Origin of the sequence: Sphingobacterium sp. E70 (assembly GCF_019285695.1) — a bacterium.
Classification (GTDB): domain Bacteria; phylum Bacteroidota; class Bacteroidia; order Sphingobacteriales; family Sphingobacteriaceae; genus Sphingobacterium; species Sphingobacterium detergens.
The window spans coordinates 958,528-975,524 of record NZ_CP079104.1; the positions used below are offsets into that span (position 1 = coordinate 958,528).

At 40.3% G+C, this 16,997-nt stretch carries 24 protein-coding genes and 1 pseudogene; 17 read left to right on the forward strand and 8 right to left on the reverse strand.

Translation table 11 applies throughout. The annotated features are described in order from the left end of the window. Genes KUH03_RS06910 through KUH03_RS06920 form a run of 3 tightly spaced genes read right to left on the reverse strand, consistent with a single transcriptional unit; the run spans nucleotide 1 to nucleotide 1,081 of the window. On the reverse strand, nucleotides 1-165 hold the full coding sequence (locus tag KUH03_RS06910) for a hypothetical protein (protein ID WP_257092141.1): 165 nt from the start codon (nucleotides 163-165) through the stop codon (nucleotides 1-3). Continuing rightward, on the reverse strand, nucleotides 162-641 hold the full coding sequence (locus tag KUH03_RS06915; RefSeq protein WP_257092142.1) for a hypothetical protein: 480 nt from the start codon (nucleotides 639-641) through the stop codon (nucleotides 162-164). Before KUH03_RS06915 ends, KUH03_RS06910 begins: the two co-directional genes overlap by 4 nt. Then, nucleotides 611-1,081, reverse strand: coding sequence for a POTRA domain-containing protein (locus KUH03_RS06920; protein WP_257092143.1), 471 nt, complete (start codon nucleotides 1,079-1,081; stop codon nucleotides 611-613). Before KUH03_RS06920 ends, KUH03_RS06915 begins: the two co-directional genes overlap by 31 nt. Before the next feature lie 148 nt (nucleotides 1,082-1,229). On the opposite strand from KUH03_RS06920, the gene KUH03_RS45520 reads away from it, so the two are divergent. Both KUH03_RS45520 and KUH03_RS45525 read left to right on the forward strand, forming a co-directional pair. Further along, nucleotides 1,230-1,652, forward strand: a complete 423-nt coding sequence (locus KUH03_RS45520; RefSeq protein WP_306429502.1) for an RNA methyltransferase substrate-binding domain-containing protein — start codon at nucleotides 1,230-1,232, stop codon at nucleotides 1,650-1,652. Further along, entirely contained in the window at nucleotides 1,541-1,978 is a 438-nt protein-coding gene (locus tag KUH03_RS45525; protein WP_306429503.1) for an RNA methyltransferase, read from the forward strand. Before KUH03_RS45520 ends, KUH03_RS45525 begins: the two co-directional genes overlap by 112 nt. Nucleotides 1,979-2,065: 87 nt before the next feature. Here KUH03_RS45525 and KUH03_RS06930 read toward each other — a convergent pair whose 3' ends face one another. Then, entirely contained in the window at nucleotides 2,066-2,299 is a 234-nt protein-coding gene (locus KUH03_RS06930) for a hypothetical protein (RefSeq protein WP_257092144.1), read from the reverse strand. Nucleotides 2,300-2,643: 344 nt separating this feature from the next. Between KUH03_RS06930 and KUH03_RS45530 the strand changes: the two genes are divergently transcribed. The 6 genes and pseudogenes from KUH03_RS45530 (at nucleotide 2,644) to KUH03_RS48230 (ending at nucleotide 8,979) form a co-directional block, all read left to right on the forward strand. After that, nucleotides 2,644-3,117 (forward strand): MFS transporter, encoded by a 474-nt coding sequence (locus KUH03_RS45530; RefSeq protein ID WP_306429504.1) that lies wholly within the window; start codon nucleotides 2,644-2,646, stop codon nucleotides 3,115-3,117. Beyond that, entirely contained in the window at nucleotides 3,053-3,805 is a 753-nt protein-coding gene (locus tag KUH03_RS45535; RefSeq protein ID WP_306429505.1) for an MFS transporter, read from the forward strand. Before KUH03_RS45530 ends, KUH03_RS45535 begins: the two co-directional genes overlap by 65 nt. A gap of 148 nt (nucleotides 3,806-3,953) precedes the next feature. Beyond that, nucleotides 3,954-4,412: a hypothetical protein gene (locus KUH03_RS06940; protein WP_257092145.1), complete on the forward strand. Its 459-nt coding sequence runs from the start codon at nucleotides 3,954-3,956 to the stop codon at nucleotides 4,410-4,412. A gap of 450 nt (nucleotides 4,413-4,862) precedes the next feature. Continuing rightward, the gene (locus tag KUH03_RS06945; protein WP_257092146.1) at nucleotides 4,863-5,495 is read left to right on the forward strand and encodes an ATP-binding cassette domain-containing protein; all 633 of its coding nucleotides are present in this window, start codon (nucleotides 4,863-4,865) and stop codon (nucleotides 5,493-5,495) included. A 153-nt stretch (nucleotides 5,496-5,648) separates the two neighbouring features. After that, the gene (locus KUH03_RS06950; RefSeq protein WP_257092147.1) at nucleotides 5,649-6,113 is read left to right on the forward strand and encodes a GNAT family N-acetyltransferase; all 465 of its coding nucleotides are present in this window, start codon (nucleotides 5,649-5,651) and stop codon (nucleotides 6,111-6,113) included. Between the two features lie 187 nt (nucleotides 6,114-6,300). Further along, nucleotides 6,301-8,979: pseudogene (locus KUH03_RS48230) on the forward strand (DNA gyrase/topoisomerase IV subunit A). A gap of 186 nt (nucleotides 8,980-9,165) precedes the next feature. Here KUH03_RS48230 and msrA read toward each other — a convergent pair. The 4 genes from msrA to KUH03_RS45540 form a co-directional block, all read right to left on the reverse strand. Continuing rightward, on the reverse strand, nucleotides 9,166-9,615 hold the full coding sequence (msrA, locus tag KUH03_RS06975) for a peptide-methionine (S)-S-oxide reductase MsrA (protein WP_257092151.1): 450 nt from the start codon (nucleotides 9,613-9,615) through the stop codon (nucleotides 9,166-9,168). Nucleotides 9,616-10,011: 396 nt separating this feature from the next. Continuing rightward, entirely contained in the window at nucleotides 10,012-10,203 is a 192-nt protein-coding gene (locus tag KUH03_RS06980; RefSeq protein ID WP_257092152.1) for a hypothetical protein, read from the reverse strand. Continuing rightward, nucleotides 10,203-10,721, reverse strand: a complete 519-nt coding sequence (locus KUH03_RS06985; protein ID WP_306429506.1) for an isoaspartyl peptidase/L-asparaginase family protein — start codon at nucleotides 10,719-10,721, stop codon at nucleotides 10,203-10,205. The genes KUH03_RS06980 and KUH03_RS06985 overlap by 1 nt, the downstream gene beginning before the upstream one ends. Next, entirely contained in the window at nucleotides 10,718-11,014 is a 297-nt protein-coding gene (locus KUH03_RS45540; RefSeq protein ID WP_306429507.1) for a hypothetical protein, read from the reverse strand. Before KUH03_RS45540 ends, KUH03_RS06985 begins: the two co-directional genes overlap by 4 nt. Before the next feature lie 470 nt (nucleotides 11,015-11,484). Here KUH03_RS45540 and KUH03_RS06990 point away from each other — a divergent pair, with 470 nt between their 5' ends. The 9 genes from KUH03_RS06990 (at nucleotide 11,485) to KUH03_RS07030 (ending at nucleotide 16,905) form a co-directional block, all read left to right on the forward strand. After that, entirely contained in the window at nucleotides 11,485-11,805 is a 321-nt protein-coding gene (locus KUH03_RS06990) for a hypothetical protein (RefSeq protein ID WP_257092153.1), read from the forward strand. Nucleotides 11,806-11,825: 20 nt separating this feature from the next. Further along, on the forward strand, nucleotides 11,826-12,710 hold the full coding sequence (locus KUH03_RS06995) for a C40 family peptidase (protein WP_257092154.1): 885 nt from the start codon (nucleotides 11,826-11,828) through the stop codon (nucleotides 12,708-12,710). A gap of 6 nt (nucleotides 12,711-12,716) precedes the next feature. Next, nucleotides 12,717-13,046 (forward strand): hypothetical protein, encoded by a 330-nt coding sequence (locus tag KUH03_RS07000; RefSeq protein WP_257092155.1) that lies wholly within the window; start codon nucleotides 12,717-12,719, stop codon nucleotides 13,044-13,046. Nucleotides 13,047-13,048: 2 nt separating this feature from the next. After that, nucleotides 13,049-13,771 (forward strand): dipeptide epimerase, encoded by a 723-nt coding sequence (locus KUH03_RS07005; RefSeq protein ID WP_257096749.1) that lies wholly within the window; start codon nucleotides 13,049-13,051, stop codon nucleotides 13,769-13,771. 124 nt (nucleotides 13,772-13,895) lie between these two features. Then, a complete protein-coding gene (locus KUH03_RS07010; protein WP_257092156.1) occupies nucleotides 13,896-14,276 on the forward strand; it encodes a carboxypeptidase-like regulatory domain-containing protein in 381 nt (126 codons plus the stop codon). Beyond that, a complete protein-coding gene (locus KUH03_RS07015; RefSeq protein ID WP_257092157.1) occupies nucleotides 14,224-14,673 on the forward strand; it encodes a TonB-dependent receptor plug domain-containing protein in 450 nt (149 codons plus the stop codon). Before KUH03_RS07010 ends, KUH03_RS07015 begins: the two co-directional genes overlap by 53 nt. 56 nt (nucleotides 14,674-14,729) lie before the next feature. Next, complete coding sequence (locus KUH03_RS07020) at nucleotides 14,730-15,764, forward strand: hypothetical protein (RefSeq protein ID WP_257092158.1); 1,035 nt, start codon at nucleotides 14,730-14,732, stop codon at nucleotides 15,762-15,764. Next, entirely contained in the window at nucleotides 15,761-16,015 is a 255-nt protein-coding gene (locus tag KUH03_RS07025) for a TonB-dependent receptor (RefSeq protein ID WP_257092159.1), read from the forward strand. The genes KUH03_RS07020 and KUH03_RS07025 overlap by 4 nt, the downstream gene beginning before the upstream one ends. Nucleotides 16,016-16,035: 20 nt before the next feature. Continuing rightward, the gene (locus KUH03_RS07030) at nucleotides 16,036-16,905 is read left to right on the forward strand and encodes a TonB-dependent receptor (RefSeq protein ID WP_257092160.1); all 870 of its coding nucleotides are present in this window, start codon (nucleotides 16,036-16,038) and stop codon (nucleotides 16,903-16,905) included. The last annotated feature ends 92 nt before the right edge of the window (nucleotides 16,906-16,997 follow it).

Genomic DNA, 16,997 nt, shown 5'->3' on the forward strand with positions numbered 1-16,997 from the left:
CTAAATTGACACCCGCCTGAAAATCATTATTGAATATCTTACTCGAAAGCCCCCTGCCAAACGAGGATCAAATAGCACACCATACCGCAACTTCACCTCCAATTGCTCAGAACCACCAAAAATATTACGCTGTGAAAACGTATTTCCGATATTAAAACCGCTCATCCCCGAACTAAAAGTATACTCTCCTTCGATCTGGTTACCCATTCGTGGCCGCGGGACGAAATCATAATGAACATCGAGTTTATTGGAATCTTTTTCACAAACTGCACTTTCACAGACCGAAAACCGTTCATCTCATAAAGCCGATCATAAGACTTATTTTCTTCAGCCAAGGAATAATAATTTCCCGATCGTAGGTACATATACCTTTCCAATGGTTTCCAGCGAAAGCTATTTGTTTCATCCACAAAAAGAAGTCGTTTGACAGAATCAGTTATACGGCGAGCTGGTTTCTTTGACATTGCCCCATAATTCCTAATAGTCATATATACACTATCAATTTGATACTTTTTATGTATAGTTGAATCACTGGGATTTTCTACATTTATTTTTAAATCGATCAAGTTTCCAGTCAATGTAGAGTCAATACCCACACGCATATATTGCCTCAAGTAGTCATAATACCCATTGTTACGCATAACAACATATAACTTTTCCCGTTCCTCCAGTAATTTGGCGGCATCATATTGTGTATTGGGCTTGACTTTAGTTTTTGGTAGGATATCCGATCAAATAACCATTTGGCATCCCCATCTTCAAATTTCCGTTCTATGTTCCTAATTTGATATGCATTTCCTTCATCGACGTTAAAATTGATATGCGCTCTTTTTTTGTTAACTGTAATCTCGGGATTGACTTTGGCATTAAAATATCCCTTAGTAAACAAAAAACGTCTAATCTGATTAGCGGAAAGGTCAACCATTGCTGAGTCAAGCAAATGGGGTGGTTCGCCTACATTTCGAATTTTCTTGGTCTTATAGCGTCCTTTTGTAGTATTGAAGGTATTGTAAATAAATAGATTGACCCTCGAATTAGGTTTTATCTGATTGGATATATAGGTTTCGGAAGACTCTTTCAATGCTGGTGAAACACCGGAAATCTGTATTTTTGTAACCAGGGCTTGGTCGTCATCTATATATTTTGAAGATCGGCAAGATGCAAAAATAGCGTCAAAAGCATTATACTTGCAAATCCGATAAAACGAGGGTACTTAATCATCAATAAAAATGTTGTCAAAAGCGCAAATCAGTCTAATAACGTCTCTACAAAACAAAAAGTATAGAAAACAACATGGTTTATTCATCGTTGAGGGCATAAAGTCCGTCAAGGAATTTATCTCATCGAGCTACCAGGTTGAGTCGATTTTCTATACAGACGACGCAAACACAAAAGTGGGTAAAATCTCGCATAATATAAAATCCCATGAACTGACGGAGGCTGAATTCCAAAAGATTAGTACCCTAAAATCTCCTCAGGGTGTTCTAGCCCTGGTGAAACTTCCGAAACAACAACAGGTCGAAGTAAGTGATCTAAGAAATTGCTACAATATCGTATTGATGATGTACAAGATCCCGGTAATCTGGGAACCATCATTCGCACAGCGGAATGGTTTGGGATCAAACATATCATTTGCTCCATTGGCACAGTAGATGCTTATAATCCAAAAGTTGTGCAGGCGACTATGGGCTCATTGGCAAGAATACAGGTTCATTATATAGACTTGCATGAATTTATCTCTTCAACAGATCTACCGGTCTATGGCGCACTGCTCAATGGGCAATCCATTTACCAGACCGAATGGAGTACAGAAGGATTGATCGTCATGGGAAATGAAGGCAATGGTATAAGTGAAGAAATTATAACATTAATAGATCAAGCAGTGACCATACCCCGTATCGGCCAAGCGGAATCGCTGAATGTTGCCGTTGCAACAACAATATTTTGCAGCGAGATCGTCCGGCGGCAGCTGGTTTAGCGAATTTATTTCCAAAAACACCCTATAAACGTTGATGAAGTCCGATCCGATTTCCTTCAGAATCCTCTATTTCAGCGACTGCAAAACCTAAATCTTTGTGAAAGGTGGCAGGATATAATATCCTTGCGCCAGCTTTTTCTGCCCTTTTAAGGTCTCTTCCAGATCTTCAGTATGCAAATAAAGCAGTACCCCCTGATGCGTAGGCTGATAGATTTCCCCCTTTGCCAACGCACCGGTAATCCCCGACAGCTTTTCCTCAAAAGGGAAGTAAGCCATCTGAATTCCATCAAATTCTTCCTGATCAAAGGTAAAGGCAAACAACTCACTGTAAAAATGAACTGCCGCTCCATATTTAGTACAGGAATCTCAAAATAGACCCCTGGATTTCTTTTTCTTTTAACATATGACCAATTGGAGGTTTCTTAATGTTCAGCCAATAAAAGAGTTTTCTATCGCTGGTGAAGATCAAATATACAAATTTGTGTCAAGTGGATTTCCGCATGATTATTTTTATGTTACCATTGAAAGGATTTTAAAATTTTGAACAAAAGAAAAAGTTTAATCGTTTCAAAAGCTGTACATTTGACCTACTCTTCAAAAAGTAAAGGTATCTTCCACGGTATCGCAGACTTGAAGAAATATTCATGCACGACAATTGTTTTAAAATGCCATCTGAACAGAAATCCATCTATACGCTTCAATTTATTTTACTCTGCCTGAGCTCACTCCTATTCTCCTCGAGTTTCAATATGATTATTCCAGAGCTCCCTAATTACCTGAGTAGTTTGGGTGGGGCCGAATACAAGGGGCTGATCATCGCATTATTTACATTGACTGCCGGAATTTCAAGACCATTCAGCGGTAAGCTGACCGATCGCTGGGGCCGTGTACCCGTCATGGCCATCGGATCCATCGTCTGTTTTATCTGTGGTTTTCTTTATCCGATCTTAACTTCCGTCGCAGGCTTTCTGTTTCTTCGGTTGATCCACGGTTTCTCGACCGGTTTTAAGCCTACATCCACCTCAGCTTATGTTGCGGATCTTGTCCCCAAAAAGATGGGGCGAAGCCTTGGGAATGCATGGGCTTGCATTCAGTGTCGGCACCGCAGTAGGCCCTGCAATAGGGAGCGCAATTTTTGACGCTTTTGGAATTAACATCATGTTTTACTCCTCTTCCTTCATGGCTTTATTATCAATCCTCATTGTCATCAATATGAAGGAAACCCTTGTCAAAAAGGAAAGATTCAACCTTTCCATGCTGAAAATAGACCGAAAGGATATCATTGAATGGCGTGCACTTCCGGCTGGAATAGTTACATTTCTATCCTATACGGCATACGGTGTAATCCTGACCCTTATACCAGACTGGAGTGAACACCTAGGACTTAAAAATAAGGGTCTTTTTTTCCTGGCATTTACAATCGCATCCGTCTTGATACGCTTTGTTTCGGGAAAGGTCTCCGATCGCTATGGAAGGCCAAAAGTTATTATCACAGGCATAGTGATTATTGCCATTGCTTTGGTGGTGATTGGTTTTGGGGATAGCTTTATCGGTATGATGATTGGAGCGAGCATCTATGGTATTGGCACCGGTATATTATCTCCCGCGGTTAACGCCTGGACTATTGACCTGAGTATCCCTGAACATCGCGGCAAGGCGGTCGCAACCATGTATATTTCACTCGAAGCGGGAATTGGTCTTGGGGCGCTCCTCGCTGGATTATATTATGCGGATGTTATTCTTCGCATTCCACAAATTATGTATGCAAATGCCGTCGTACTCGTGATCGCTTTACTCTATATGCTAAATTGGCAAAGAAAATCTTAGTTTTAGATATAAAAAAGATATGAGATTGATTTTTATAAATCGAGAAAATTTTGCAATGAGTAGCACAAATAAAAATCATCCGATCTATAGCTATTACAATTAGCAGACGATAGGATCGCTTGCATGACTATTTATAAACAGATAGCAAATGATAAATAATTATTTAAAGCTTCAATATAAATTGTTGACACGCCATTTTAAGGCGACTGGCCTTCCGATAATGGTTGCACCACTTTTGTTACTGGGAGCCTGTTATCTGGCCTATTACCTGCTGCTACAGTATCCTGTTTTTGGGAGCTATGCCCTACTGCTTAGCAACTTCCAATTACTCTTTCTCCTGACCGAAAAAAATAGGAACGATTTTCTGAAAAATACCTTTAGTAAAAAAGATTTTTACACGATCAGACTACTGGAAAATAACATCGTCATTTTGCCAACCCTTGCTATTTTTCTATTTCGAGGGCTATGGTTATATAGCCTCGCGCTCATTGCCTTAGCTGTTATATTTGCCTTTTGGTCTTTAAAACTCTTGGCAAATCCCTCCCAACCCCATTCGCAAAGAAACCATTTGAATTTATTATCGGGTTCCGAAGGAGCTATCTGCTGATTCTCGTTTTGTATATGCTGGCGGCAATTGGTTTCTATGTAACCAACCCCAACCTCGTTCTATTTTGCGTAGTAGGTATAGCACTAACCTCTATGTTCTATTATCAGCTACCAGAACCCGTATTTTATCTTTGGAGCAGCCGAGAAACGCCGGCCAGATTTCTCCTGGGTAAATTTAGACGTGGAATACTGCAATGCCTTTTATTTGTTCTCCCGCTCATAGTGACATACGTTTTTTTTTTTTCAGCAGAATGGTTTAATGCGTTAATTGTATTGGGTGGTATACTATTCCTACTCCCTTTTGCTATTACCTTAAAATATGTCGCTTATCCTAGAGAGATCAATTTTCCGGAGGGCTTTGCACTGGTATTATGTTTCAGCTTCTATCCACTGATATTGGCATTATTACCTTTCTATTACTTTAAAGCCCTCAAAAATCTAAAAACTATTTATGATCGAGCTTATTCATATCAGTAAATCCTTTGGTCAGCATCAGGTCTTGCACGAGGTCACCTTTACTTTTGAGGACGGAAAGGTCTACGGTATCGTAGGCGAAAACGGTGCTGGAAAAACAACCTTATTTCGTTGTATAGCAGGTTTAGAAACAGCTTCAGGGCAGATCAATGCGAACTTAGAACCACTTAAGAACCACCTAGGCTATCTAACATCAGATCCGTATTTCTTATCAAAACTGACGGGTGAAGAGTATATCTACCTCCTTACCGATGCCCGTGGGAAAAGCATTAAAAACCTCGATGAAAGAAATATCTTCGAGCTACCGTTGAAAGAGTATGCAAGTTCCTATTCTACAGGGATGAAAAAGAAACTGGCGCTGACAGCAACCCTGCTTCAGGACAACAGTTTCTACATTCTGGATGAACCTTTTAACGGGATAGATTTACAAAGCAGTATTATCCTAACCGAAATTATACTACGCCTAAAATCCATGAACAAAACCATCCTGATTTCATCGCATATATTTTCGACATTAAAGGATACCTGTGATGAGATCTTGGTCCTTGAAGAAGGCCGGATCAGCAAATCTGTCAAAAAGAACAGTTTGGTGATTTTGAAGAAGAAATGAAGGAAAAAATATTAAAAAAGATATCGATAAACTCTGGCTTTGAAGCCCTGTAAAACTCAAAAGAAATAAGATGGAAAAATACCTACCCACATTAGAAACCGAACGTCTAATCATCCGTCCGATAAGCATGGACGATAAGGACTTTTTTTTGCTATGGATTCACAGCCTGAGGTACATACCTTTCTCAATAAAGAGCCTGTTCAATCCATCGAAGATATGGAAAAAGCGATCGCTCTCATTCTGCAACAATATGAAAAATATGGTATTGGCCGACTGGGAGTCGTTGAAAAATCAAGCAATCAATGGATCGGCTGGACAGGATTTAAATATATTGATGAATTGGAAAATGGACGTATCGGATTCCTGGACCTCGGCTATCGTTTCAGGATGGAATCCTGGGGCAAAGGATATGCTACTGAAGCGGCATTAGCCTGTATGCAGTATTATCGTGAGCATCTGACTCATTTCGAGCTCCATGCCATCACCCATACCGAAAACGAGGGATCAAGACATGTATTGGAAAAAGTGGGTTTTCAGGTCACCGAAGAGTTTCATTTCGACCGTTGGGATATCCGTTGTTTTTGGTATGATCTGGTCGAAGACGCTAAATCAAACTAATTATGTTAGCTTTAAAAACTAATTTTTTTAACTTTTCATAGTTTCACTGGGATAAAACAAAATGGTTTTGTATTTTTACACGTTCGAATAAAATAAAATTTTGAACATTTCTGTATTGTACAATTTAATCTATTGCTGAGTAAATGAGTGACGAAACAAACTTCCCAACGGAAGATAACCAAGAAGAATTAGGATCAGGAAAACAGAGGGCGGAAGTCAGACAATACCTTTATCTGGACTGTACGAGAACTGGTTTTTGGATTATGCGTCCTATGTGATCTTGGATAGAGCTGTACCCCATATAAATGACGGCTTGAAACCCGTACAACGTCGTATTCTCCATTCCTTAAAGGAAATGGATGACGGACGATATAATAAGGCCGCCAACGTTATTGGTAACACCATGAAGTATCACCCACATGGAGATGCGTCCATTGGAGATGCCATGGTACAGTTGGGACAAAAAGATCTATTGATTGACTGTCAAGGTAACTGGGGTTCCCATTACTGGCGATTCGGCGGCGGCACCACGTTATATTGAGGGACGACTTTCTAAATTTGCAAATGAAGTTGTCTTCAATCCCGAAACGACGGAATGGCAACAGAGTTACGATGGACGTAATCGTGAGCCAGTCACTTTACCTGTTAAATTCCCTTTGCTTCTGGCGCAGGGAGCAGAAGGTATTGCTGTAGGTTTAGCGACCAAGATTATGCCGCACAACTTTATTGAACTCATTGATGGCTCAATTCAGGTACTGAACGGCGAACGCCCGAATATTCTTCCTGATTTTCCCACAGGTGGTATGGCCGATGTGTCTAACTACAACGAAGGTCAACGTGGCGGAAAGATCCGTGTGCGTGCTAAAATTGAGGAGCGGGATAAAGACTTTAGCGATCACCGAGATTCCTTTTGGTACCACCACTGGCGGGCTTATCGAAAGTGTTGTCACCGCAAATGAAAAAGGTAAAATCAAAATCAAGAAAATCGAAGATAACACGGCTGGAAATGTTGAAATCATCGTGCATTTAGCACCGGGAATATCTCCTGATGTTACGATCGATGCACTATACGCATTCACAGCTTGTGAGGTTTCTATCTCTCCAAACACCTGTGTCATCAAGGATGAGAAGCCTCATTTTATGAGTGTCAATGACATCTTGATTGAAAACACCAAAAACACAAAAATCTATTGAAGCGTGAACTAGAGATCCGTTTAAATGATCTTCAGGAAAAAATCTTCTTCAATAGCTTATTAAAGATATTCATCCAAGAAGGGATGTACAAACATGCCGATTATGAAAATGCCGGTGACTTTGATACTGTCGTTCAGGTTTTAAATCGCTTGTTTGAGCCATTCTTTGAACAGTTTTATCGTGAAATTCTTCCTGAGGACTATAAGAAATTGATCGATAAACCAATGAGTAGCATTACACGTTTCGACGTAAAAAATCAGACGAAACGATGAAGACGCTCGAAAATGAGATCAAAGAAGTTAAACGTCATTTGCGTCAGTTGACCGAATATGCCATTGCCTGGTATGAAAAATTGCGTGAAAAATACAGCAAAGATCGTGAGCGCAAAACAGAATTACGCATCTTTGATAAGGTTGAGGCAACGCAAGTTGCATTAGCCAATGCCAAACTATATGTCAATCGTGAAGAAGGTTTCATCGGTTCAGGAATGAAGAAAGATGAGTTCGTATGCGATTGCTCAGATATAGATGATATCATTGTTTTCCGCGAAGATGGCAAATATGTCGTCAGCAAGATTCAGGATAAAGTATTTGTTGGTAAAGGGATTATTCATGTGGCGGTCTTCAAAAAGGTGACGAACGCACGATATACAACGTTATCTATAAAGAAGGCGAAACTGGTACAAGTTATATCAAACGTTTTTCTGTTGTTGGCGTTACCCGCGACAAGGAATACGACGTATCCAAAGGATCTAAAGGATCAAAAGTTTTGTATTTCACTGCTAATCCAAACGGCGAGGCAGAAGTTGTCAATATACAGCTCAAACCGCACACGAAATTACGCAAATTGAATTTCGACATGGATTTCGCTGAAATTGCCATTAAAGGTCGTGCATCCCAAGGAAATATTGTTTCCAAATACCCAGTCAAGAAAATCGCCTTCAAAAGCTCCGGTATTTCAACACTTGCCGGACGAAAAATTTGGTACGACACTATCATGAAACGCTTAAATGCAGATGAACGCGGCCAATATTTAGGCGAATTTGATGGTGATGATAAAATATTGGTTGTACTTTCTGATGGTAGCTACGAGTTATCGAACTTCGATCTTAGCAACCACTTTGATGAGAAAATGATCCGTATTGAGAAATTCTATCCTGAACATGTTTATACCGTAGTACATCAAGATGGTAAGAGCGGCACCTATTTCGTCAAACGTTTTAAATTTGATGACCAGCCTATTGGTAAACGCATTTCGTTTATCAATGAAGAACCTGGTTCAAAACTAGTTCTAATGAGCAATGCGGCTGAACCTACAGTCAAATTAGATATTCTAAAAGGTAAATCTCAAACGGAGGAAACGCTGGAACAACCATTGACTGAAATCATTGATGTCAAAGGCATAAAGGCGCAAGGTAATCGTCTTTCCTTCCATACCGTAAAATCTGTTGCCTTAATTACTGCAGATGAGGATCTCAGTGAGAAAGGAAAGAAAAAACGGAGGCAGCTTCTATAGACGGAGAAACAAAATCCGAAGAGACAAAGGCGGAGGCTGCAACTACTGAAACTGCGACAGATGCATCCAATGATAAAAAGAAGATGACATCAAATTAGAGATCACTAATCCTGACGACATCCAAATTGATGACAAAGGGCAAATGGAAATGTTTTAACAGCATTTTTCAATAAGTAATCCGCATAAAGGAAAGGCTCGAATATATATTCGAGCCTTTTATATTGTTATTGATCACTGTTAGTTCTCAAAGGTAACCAAGGACTTGTTTCAATCCTCCTCCCCCTCTAATAAACAGCCCACTATCAATTCGCTATGCTTGACACAAAGCTCCTATATAAAGCTTTTAGGCTTTAAATTCCTTTAAGAACTTTTGAAGTTTCGGCGCAATGACCACCGAACAGAACGGGTTCTCAGGATGATCATTAAAATAATTATGATGATAATTTTCAGCAAGCCAAAATGTTGATGCCGGTTCAACCGCTGTTACAATTGGATCTTCATAGACATCCTCGTTTTCCAACTCATCAATAAAGTTTTTTGCTAAGATTTCCTGTTCTTCATTGTGATAAAAGACCACAGAACGATACTGCGTACCCACATCATTACCCTGGCGGTTCAATGTTGTCGGATTATGAGTCTTAAAGAAAATTTTCAACAGATCCTCATAATTGACCAACTCATCATCATACTCCAACTCCACCACTTCTACGTGATCGGTTGTACCTGTACAGACCTGTTCATAAGTAGGATGATCGATATGACCTCCCATATATCCAGGCAATACGGATGTCACTCCCTCGGTATTTTGGAAAATCACTTCCGTACACAAAAACATCCACCTCCAAATGTTGCTTTCATATTTTTATTGTATTTAGTATTGAGTATTGAGACTTTGATTTTTAAGCCCTTGACATACTTGTTATCTCATTGTTCTCACGCTAACGTCGCTTATACAAAGATAATCAATAATAAATTTAATACTTCTATCTAAACCCGTATTCTAAAAGAGACTAAAGAATAATAAGGATTATGGAGCATAAGATCTGGATTAAAGAACAAAGATTAAGCTGAACATCAAATCCGGACGCTTGTTAAACCAGTCCCTGATCCTTTGTCTCAAATCTCACATCTAAAATCTAATATCTAGATACTAATATCTCTAGTTACTAATAATAATGTTTTCCTTTGATCAATAGATCTTGCTGTTTGCTGTCGCAAACAGCATAAGAGAATCCCTCCTGCAATGCATAAGCTCCATACTCCCTTTTTTGTTAATCGCCAAAAATCCAACTTGTATTTCTTTGGCAATTGCGGGCTTTTTCTTCACAATACGCATTACCGCTTCCTTACAGGCATCTTCAGGTGAATATCCTTGGCGCATTAACTCAACCACCAAAAACTACCAACATTTCGAATAACTTCTTCACCGACACCGGTCGAAGTAGCCCCTCCAACTTCATTATCCACATAGAGTCCAGCTCCGATAATCGGACTATCCCCTACCCGGCCATGCATCTTAAATGCCATTCCGCTGGTCGTACAGGCTCCGGAGATATTTCCGTTGGCATCCAAGGCTAACATACCTATAGTATCGTGATTGTATTGATTGCCTGGTAGGCGCTCCGCAGCAAAAGTTTTATTTTCAATATTAACAACAGGCTTGTATTTCTTCTCCTTTAACCACTCTTTCCACGCTTTCTCCCCTTCTGGCGTCAATAAATTCTCTTCTTGAAAACCATTTTCCAATGCAAATTGCAATGCCCCTTCACCAACAAGCATGACATGTGGTGTTTTCTCCATCACTAGACGGGCCACGGAGATCGGATGACCAATTTTTTCCATACCAGCCACTGCGCCACAATTACCATCAGCATCCATAATACAGGCATCTAGGGTCACATGTCCATCACGATCTGGATACCCCCTTTACCTACAGTCATATTCTTCAAATCCGCTTCGGGTACACGTACACCCTGCTCGACAGCGTCAAGCGCTTTTCCACCTTTCGACAAGATCTCCCATGCTGCTTTATTTGCCGCTATCCCAAAATCCCATGTCGATATCACGATAGGATATTTCTTCACCTTGACACTAGATGCAATCGTCAACCCTTTTGTATCGAATGCACTCAAGGTACCTATAGCCGTAGCCGCCATAAAACCTTGCTTAATAAAATTACGTCTAGAACTCATATGTAAATTATTTATCTTTTAACCCCTGTTTCATTTGAGTAGCCTCCTACCCTCCAAACATGGATATACTACTTTTTGATTCTCATGAGCATAATGCTCCATAACGATGATTCTAAGATGCTCCTACCTCCTATTGGATTATCGTAACAATTGCATGATAAAACCGCTCAATTACGCTTGCAATCCAACGAAATCGGGAACAAGAATATCTGCTTTTTTAGCATGCCTATTGGCCCCAAAAAGGATCTCAATCGCTCCCTGACTTATCTTCAGAAGGAGAATCACCAAAAAAGCTGATTTCGCTATCAATAAGCAATAATACAAAATGGTTTTAGCAAATAGACAAATTAATTAAAATTAGGCCTAAAGATTCGTTTTTAGCAACACAATATTCCAATCACTTAAAAATCGACAATAAACATTGATTTATATTGTGAATTAATCCTATCTTTAGAAACAAACTAATCAGCATGAAAAACACACTAAAATTCGCCATTTTAGCATGTGCAAGTCTTATTGGCACAAGTCATGGCCATGCACAGCAGGTAGATTCCACAACATATTTCAAAGTCAAAGAATTGCAAGAAAACGTAAAACGTGAATTTGCACCAGATCGCAGAACGAAAATTGTGGCCATTCAGAAAGCGGATATTCCACAAAATCAATATATCCTCGAAACAACCGAAAAGATGCGAAGTTCGTACTCGAACAAAAAGCGAAAGAAATATCCGCTAATATCCAAATCCAACTATTACCTGACGCGAGTGTCGAAGGTAAAACTAACGGCGTAATAAGACTGTCCGTTGCCAACATGCGTACCGATCCGAATAATGCCGCAGAATTGACAAGTCAGGTCTTACTGGGCACACAAGTAGATTTATTGCAGAAAAAAAGTGGTGAATACCGTGTACGGACACCCGACGGCTATATCGCATGGGTACCTAGCTCTTCAATAGCTGTAATGGATAAAACTGAAATTGACAGCTGGAGACAAGCGGACAAACTGATCTACACCAATGAATTTGGCAAATCCTATACCGAAGCCGATGAGAAGAGCCTACGGGTATCGGATTTAGTTTATGGCGACATCTTAAAATTAACAGGACAGAAAGGCAACTTTTATACGATTGCTTACCCCGATGGCCGAAAAGGATATATCAAGAAATCTGAAAGTCTAACCTTAAAAAACTGGTTGGATACGCGTACCCCTACGGCCGACAATATTATCGCAAGCGCAAAAACAATGTTGGGACTACCTTACTTATGGGGTGGAACATCCGTTAAAGGAGTCGATTGCAGTGGTTTTACCAAAACAAGTTTCTTTATGAATGGTTTTGTTATACCCAGAGATGCATCGCAACAGGTACTGGCCGGCGAGAAGATAGACATTCTAGACAATGAGGGTCATTTCGATGCGAGCAAAGCACTCAAAAACCTTAAACCTGCAGATTTACTTTTCTTTGCTGCTGGTAAAAACAGTAATCCCAACGCCCGGGTAACCCATGTAGCCCTTTATATTGGCAATGGTACTTTTATTCATGCTGCAGGATTAGTCCGTATAAACAGCATGCTAAAAGATTCGCCAGATTACGACGACTTCCAAACACGTACTGTGGTAGCAGCCCGCCGTTACCTTGGAGCCAAAGATAGCGCAATTCAAAAAATCGCTGAAAGCAATTATTACATCAACAAATAAATCAAGATGAGCAACCAATCTGAATGGATCAGCAAAGACTTTGGGGTTTTTAAATTACGGTTCCGTCCATATACGTTAACACTAGGCCATGTTTTCACTGTTGCTTCCTACAGCCGAAGTACAACACCTGTGGTGTTGACCGAACTGGAGTACGATGGCATTGTAGGTTATGGTGAGGCCAGCATGCCACCATACCTTGGTGAATCGCAGGAAAGTGTTATGGCTTTTTTAAATCAAATTGATCTATCAGCATTCAACTCCCCTTTCCAAACCGAAGAGATCTTACACTATATAGATCAAGTAGCAACAAAAATACTGCAGCAAAAGCAGCCATAGACATCGCATTGCACGATGTACTTGGTAAGATTATGGGCCAGCCGTTTTATAAAATCTGGGGATTAAACCCCGATCTTATTCCACCGACGTCCTACACTATCGGCATCGATACGGAGGATATGATCCGTAAAAAGGTCGCTGAAGCGGATCAATTTAAGATCCTAAAAGTAAAATTGGGTTTGGATACCGATAAGATGATCATTGACACCATTCGTCAGGTCACTGACCGTCCATTATGTGCAGATGTCAATCAAGGTTGGAAAACGCGGGAAGAAGCGCTGGAAATGGCTCATTGGCTAGCTGAGCGAAATGTATCTTTCCTTGAACAACCCATGCCCAAAGAACAGATTGATGATAATGCCTGGCTGACTGAACATAGTCCAATACCAACAATTGCGGATGAGGGCTGTCAACGTTTGGTTGATGTACCTGCCCTAAAAGGAGTTTATAGTGGTATCAACATCAAACTGATGAAATGCACAGGCATGCGTGAAGCCAAACGAATGGCCGAACTTGCACGTTCTCTCGAAATGAAAGTAATGATCGGTTGCATGACTGAAACCTCATGTGCCATCAGCGCCGCAGCGCAATTAGCACCATTGACCGACTGGGCAGATCTAGATGGGGCATTACTGATCGATAATGATATCTACGACGGAATGACAGTGATCAACGGAAACTGCATCTTGCCGGACCGTCCTGGAATTGGAATTTTAAGAAAATAACATTATATTCAATGCAATGTTTTTTGTCTTAAAGAAAAACATTGCATTGAATCGCTATCGGAGTTGTAACCAATAGCCAATTTTACCAAGATATTAACAAACTAAATTAATCAATTCACACTTTATGAAACAACATGTGCTCACAACGTTGTGTCTCATAGCCTGTAGTTCGATGCAGTCACTATACGCGCAACAGATTCAGATTGCTGGAAAAATCACCGACAGCAATGGAAATCCCATCAGTGGAGTTACCATAAATGTTAAAGGATCCAGCCAAGGAACATCCACCAACGAACAAGGCTTATTCACACTCAATGCAAATTCGAATACCACACTAATGCTATCTGCTGTTGGCTATAATGCGCAGGAGGTTCAGGTTAATGGCCGGAAAACGATCAGCATTACACTCGTCAGCAACGAACAAGCCTTAGATGAGGTTATCGTCATTGCCTATGGTACTGCAAAAAAGCACTTATACAGGCTCGGCTGCACAGGTAAAATCTGATGCAATAGATAAACAACCGGTCACATCTTTTGAAAAAGCATTAACTGGACGTGTCGCTGGTTTGCAACTATCAAATGGATCAGGTCAAGCGGGAGCTACCTCGGCCATACGTATCCGAGGAATTGGATCAATGAACGCGTCCAACGATCCGTTATATGTGATTGATGGCGTCCCAGTTATCTCCGGAAGTGTTGGGCAAATGGGCGATTACATCGTCAATACAAACAATGTAATGAGTACATTGAATCCAAGTGACATCGAATCAATCTCCGTACTGAAAGATGCTGCTGCATCCTCTTTGTATGGATCTCGGGCGGCTAATGGAGTAATCATCATTACAACAAAAAGGGAAAAAATGGCGAGCCTAAGATCAACGTTAAATCCTCGATCGGCATAAGCCCATCCTGGGCCACAAAAAATAATGAAACTGCTTCTGTACAAGACCAGATCAATATGCTCTATAGCATCCTATATGATTCTCGGATAGCATCAGGCCAGACAGCAGAGCAAGCAAACAAGAATACACTCAACCGCCTGAATTCATTGGAATGGAATCCCAATTCTGCAAATTATGGCAAACCAAATCCTGCCTATGGATTTGGTATCCATGGTTACCAATTTAGTACCGATGGCACATCACAATGGGAGAACGTCCATATTTCGGGAAAAACTGACGGAATGGAAAACCGCGACGGAAAATACTACGATTGGAATAAAGCATTATTTAGAACAGGTATATTTAACACCAACGATATATCGGTCAGTGGAGCAACGGAGAAGACAAACTACTATGCATCGTTGAACTATACACAAGATAAAAGCAGGATTATTGAAAATAATTTTGACCGCATTAATGGACGGGTCAATTTAACACAGAAAATCGGAAAATACCTAGAATTTGGATCCAATATCAACTACGCAAAGAACAAATTAATTGGCATGAACGATACGCGAAATACAGGAACAAATTACCTGTATCAAACGCGCAATCTTTTATGGCAGATGTATTGGCCAACTGATTATAAAACAGGCAAAGAATACACTGCCCGCTATGGCAGTCTAGCTTATAACCCATTATACTACAACAAAGAATGGGAGAACTCATCAAAAACGAGCAAAATTTCCGCCATAGAATCGTTGACTTTAAAGCTCCTACCAGAGCTAACCCTGAAAACGATTTTCTCTTACGATAATACAGAGGTAAAAGACCATATTTACTACAGTGCCAAACATTATAATGGCATGGCAGACAATGGTCGTGTCACCGAAGTTTCTACATCCATCGAGAAATTAGTCTCCTCCACAACTGCCAATTATAACAAAAGCTTCGGTCTGCACAATTTGAGTTTATTGGCAGGTTTCGAGGCTGAAAAAACACCACAGATTTTATTCGTGCCACAGGTAAAGATCTTCCCTCTTCATCTCTTCATACAGTCGCTACTGCTGGTATTTTGGATGCCTCCGCATATTCAGAAGGCTTCAACATGATGTCCATTTTATCCAGAGCTGAGTATAATTTTGATGAACGGTATTTTGCCTCAGCTTCCTTTAGAAGGGATGGTGCATCACGGTTAGGACCTGGTCCGCGATGGGGCAATTTTTGGTCGGTCGCAGCTTCATGGAATCTAGCAAAAGAATCTTTTATCAAGGACATTGAACAAATCAATAACCTGAGATTTAGAGGTTCTTACGGAACTAACGGAACTTTACCACAAGTAACTATGCCTGGAGAAACTTGACCAGTTATTCCAATAAATATATGACACAACCTGGAGGCGGATTAAACAACCTGGGTAATCCGGACGTCGCCTGGGAATTAAATTACCAGACCAACATCGCTTTGGAATTCGGGTTATTTAACAACAAGCTCTTTGGTACACTCGAATATTTCAATAGGGATTCAAAAAGTCTGCTACAGGATGTTCCGATTTCTACAATCACGGGTTTTAAGTCTATACTGAGAAATGTGGGTGAGATGAACAACAAAGGCTTAGAAATTGAACTAGGGTCGGATATTGTTAAAAATGAAAACTGGAAATGGACTTTAAGTGCTAATGCGACTTTTATTTCATCGAAAGTGACAAAACTATACGGCGGACAAGATATTGTCTGGTTTGACCCTACCGGTGGAGATAATAGGGCAAGGTACGTATACCGTGAAGGTGAATCTGCGTTGTCTTTCTTTGGACTGGAATGGGCTGGCACGGACCAAACCAATGGAAAAAATGTATGGTATACCAATGATGGCACCACAGGTGAATTCATGTTTAATGGGAAAGCAGCAACTTATAATTATAAAAATGCGAAGCAGACAATTATTGGAAATGCCAATCCCAAATTATATGGTGGTATAAATTCGGATATTGACTATAAAAACTTTTCATTGGGATTGAACTTTGCTTACAAGATAGGCGGCAAACTATATGATGCTACATCAAAAGATGTCGCAGATGATGGGTATTATTGGGAACGGATCCATTCAGAATACTTTGTTGAAGACTCTTGGTCACCATCAAACACAGGGGGAACTTATCCCATGGTAACCGGTAGAGATCTAGAAGATGTCAACCAGATTAGCAGTAGACAATTATTTGACGCCTCCTATATCAGACTAAAAATATCTCCCTAAGCTATAGATTACCAAATACATTATTGAGTAGAGCCGGAATTTCAAATGCTAGACTATATTTTAATGGCAGTAATTTGCTCACGCTTTCCAAG

Coding starts and splice junctions, on each gene's coding strand:
- KUH03_RS06910 (WP_257092141.1), bottom strand. CDS start 165: ATGAGCGGTTTTAATATCGGAAATACGTTTTCACAGCGTAATATTTTT.
- KUH03_RS06915 (WP_257092142.1), bottom strand. CDS start 641: ATGCGTAACAATGGGTATTATGACTACTTGAGGCAATATATGCGTGTG.
- KUH03_RS45520 (WP_306429502.1), top strand. CDS start 1,230: ATGTTGTCAAAAGCGCAAATCAGTCTAATAACGTCTCTACAAAACAAA.
- KUH03_RS45530 (WP_306429504.1), top strand. CDS start 2,644: ATGCCATCTGAACAGAAATCCATCTATACGCTTCAATTTATTTTACTC.
- KUH03_RS45535 (WP_306429505.1), top strand. CDS start 3,053: ATGCATGGGCTTGCATTCAGTGTCGGCACCGCAGTAGGCCCTGCAATA.
- KUH03_RS06940 (WP_257092145.1), top strand. CDS start 3,954: ATGATAAATAATTATTTAAAGCTTCAATATAAATTGTTGACACGCCAT.
- KUH03_RS06945 (WP_257092146.1), top strand. CDS start 4,863: ATGATCGAGCTTATTCATATCAGTAAATCCTTTGGTCAGCATCAGGTC.
- KUH03_RS06950 (WP_257092147.1), top strand. CDS start 5,649: ATGGATTCACAGCCTGAGGTACATACCTTTCTCAATAAAGAGCCTGTT.
- KUH03_RS06980 (WP_257092152.1), bottom strand. CDS start 10,203: ATGCGCCAAGGATATTCACCTGAAGATGCCTGTAAGGAAGCGGTAATG.
- KUH03_RS45540 (WP_306429507.1), bottom strand. CDS start 11,014: ATGAGTTCTAGACGTAATTTTATTAAGCAAGGTTTTATGGCGGCTACG.
- KUH03_RS06990 (WP_257092153.1), top strand. CDS start 11,485: ATGAAAAACACACTAAAATTCGCCATTTTAGCATGTGCAAGTCTTATT.
- KUH03_RS06995 (WP_257092154.1), top strand. CDS start 11,826: ATGCGTACCGATCCGAATAATGCCGCAGAATTGACAAGTCAGGTCTTA.
- KUH03_RS07000 (WP_257092155.1), top strand. CDS start 12,717: ATGAGCAACCAATCTGAATGGATCAGCAAAGACTTTGGGGTTTTTAAA.
- KUH03_RS07010 (WP_257092156.1), top strand. CDS start 13,896: ATGAAACAACATGTGCTCACAACGTTGTGTCTCATAGCCTGTAGTTCG.
- KUH03_RS07015 (WP_257092157.1), top strand. CDS start 14,224: ATGGTACTGCAAAAAAGCACTTATACAGGCTCGGCTGCACAGGTAAAA.
- KUH03_RS07020 (WP_257092158.1), top strand. CDS start 14,730: ATGCTCTATAGCATCCTATATGATTCTCGGATAGCATCAGGCCAGACA.
- KUH03_RS07025 (WP_257092159.1), top strand. CDS start 15,761: ATGATGTCCATTTTATCCAGAGCTGAGTATAATTTTGATGAACGGTAT.
- KUH03_RS07030 (WP_257092160.1), top strand. CDS start 16,036: ATGACACAACCTGGAGGCGGATTAAACAACCTGGGTAATCCGGACGTC.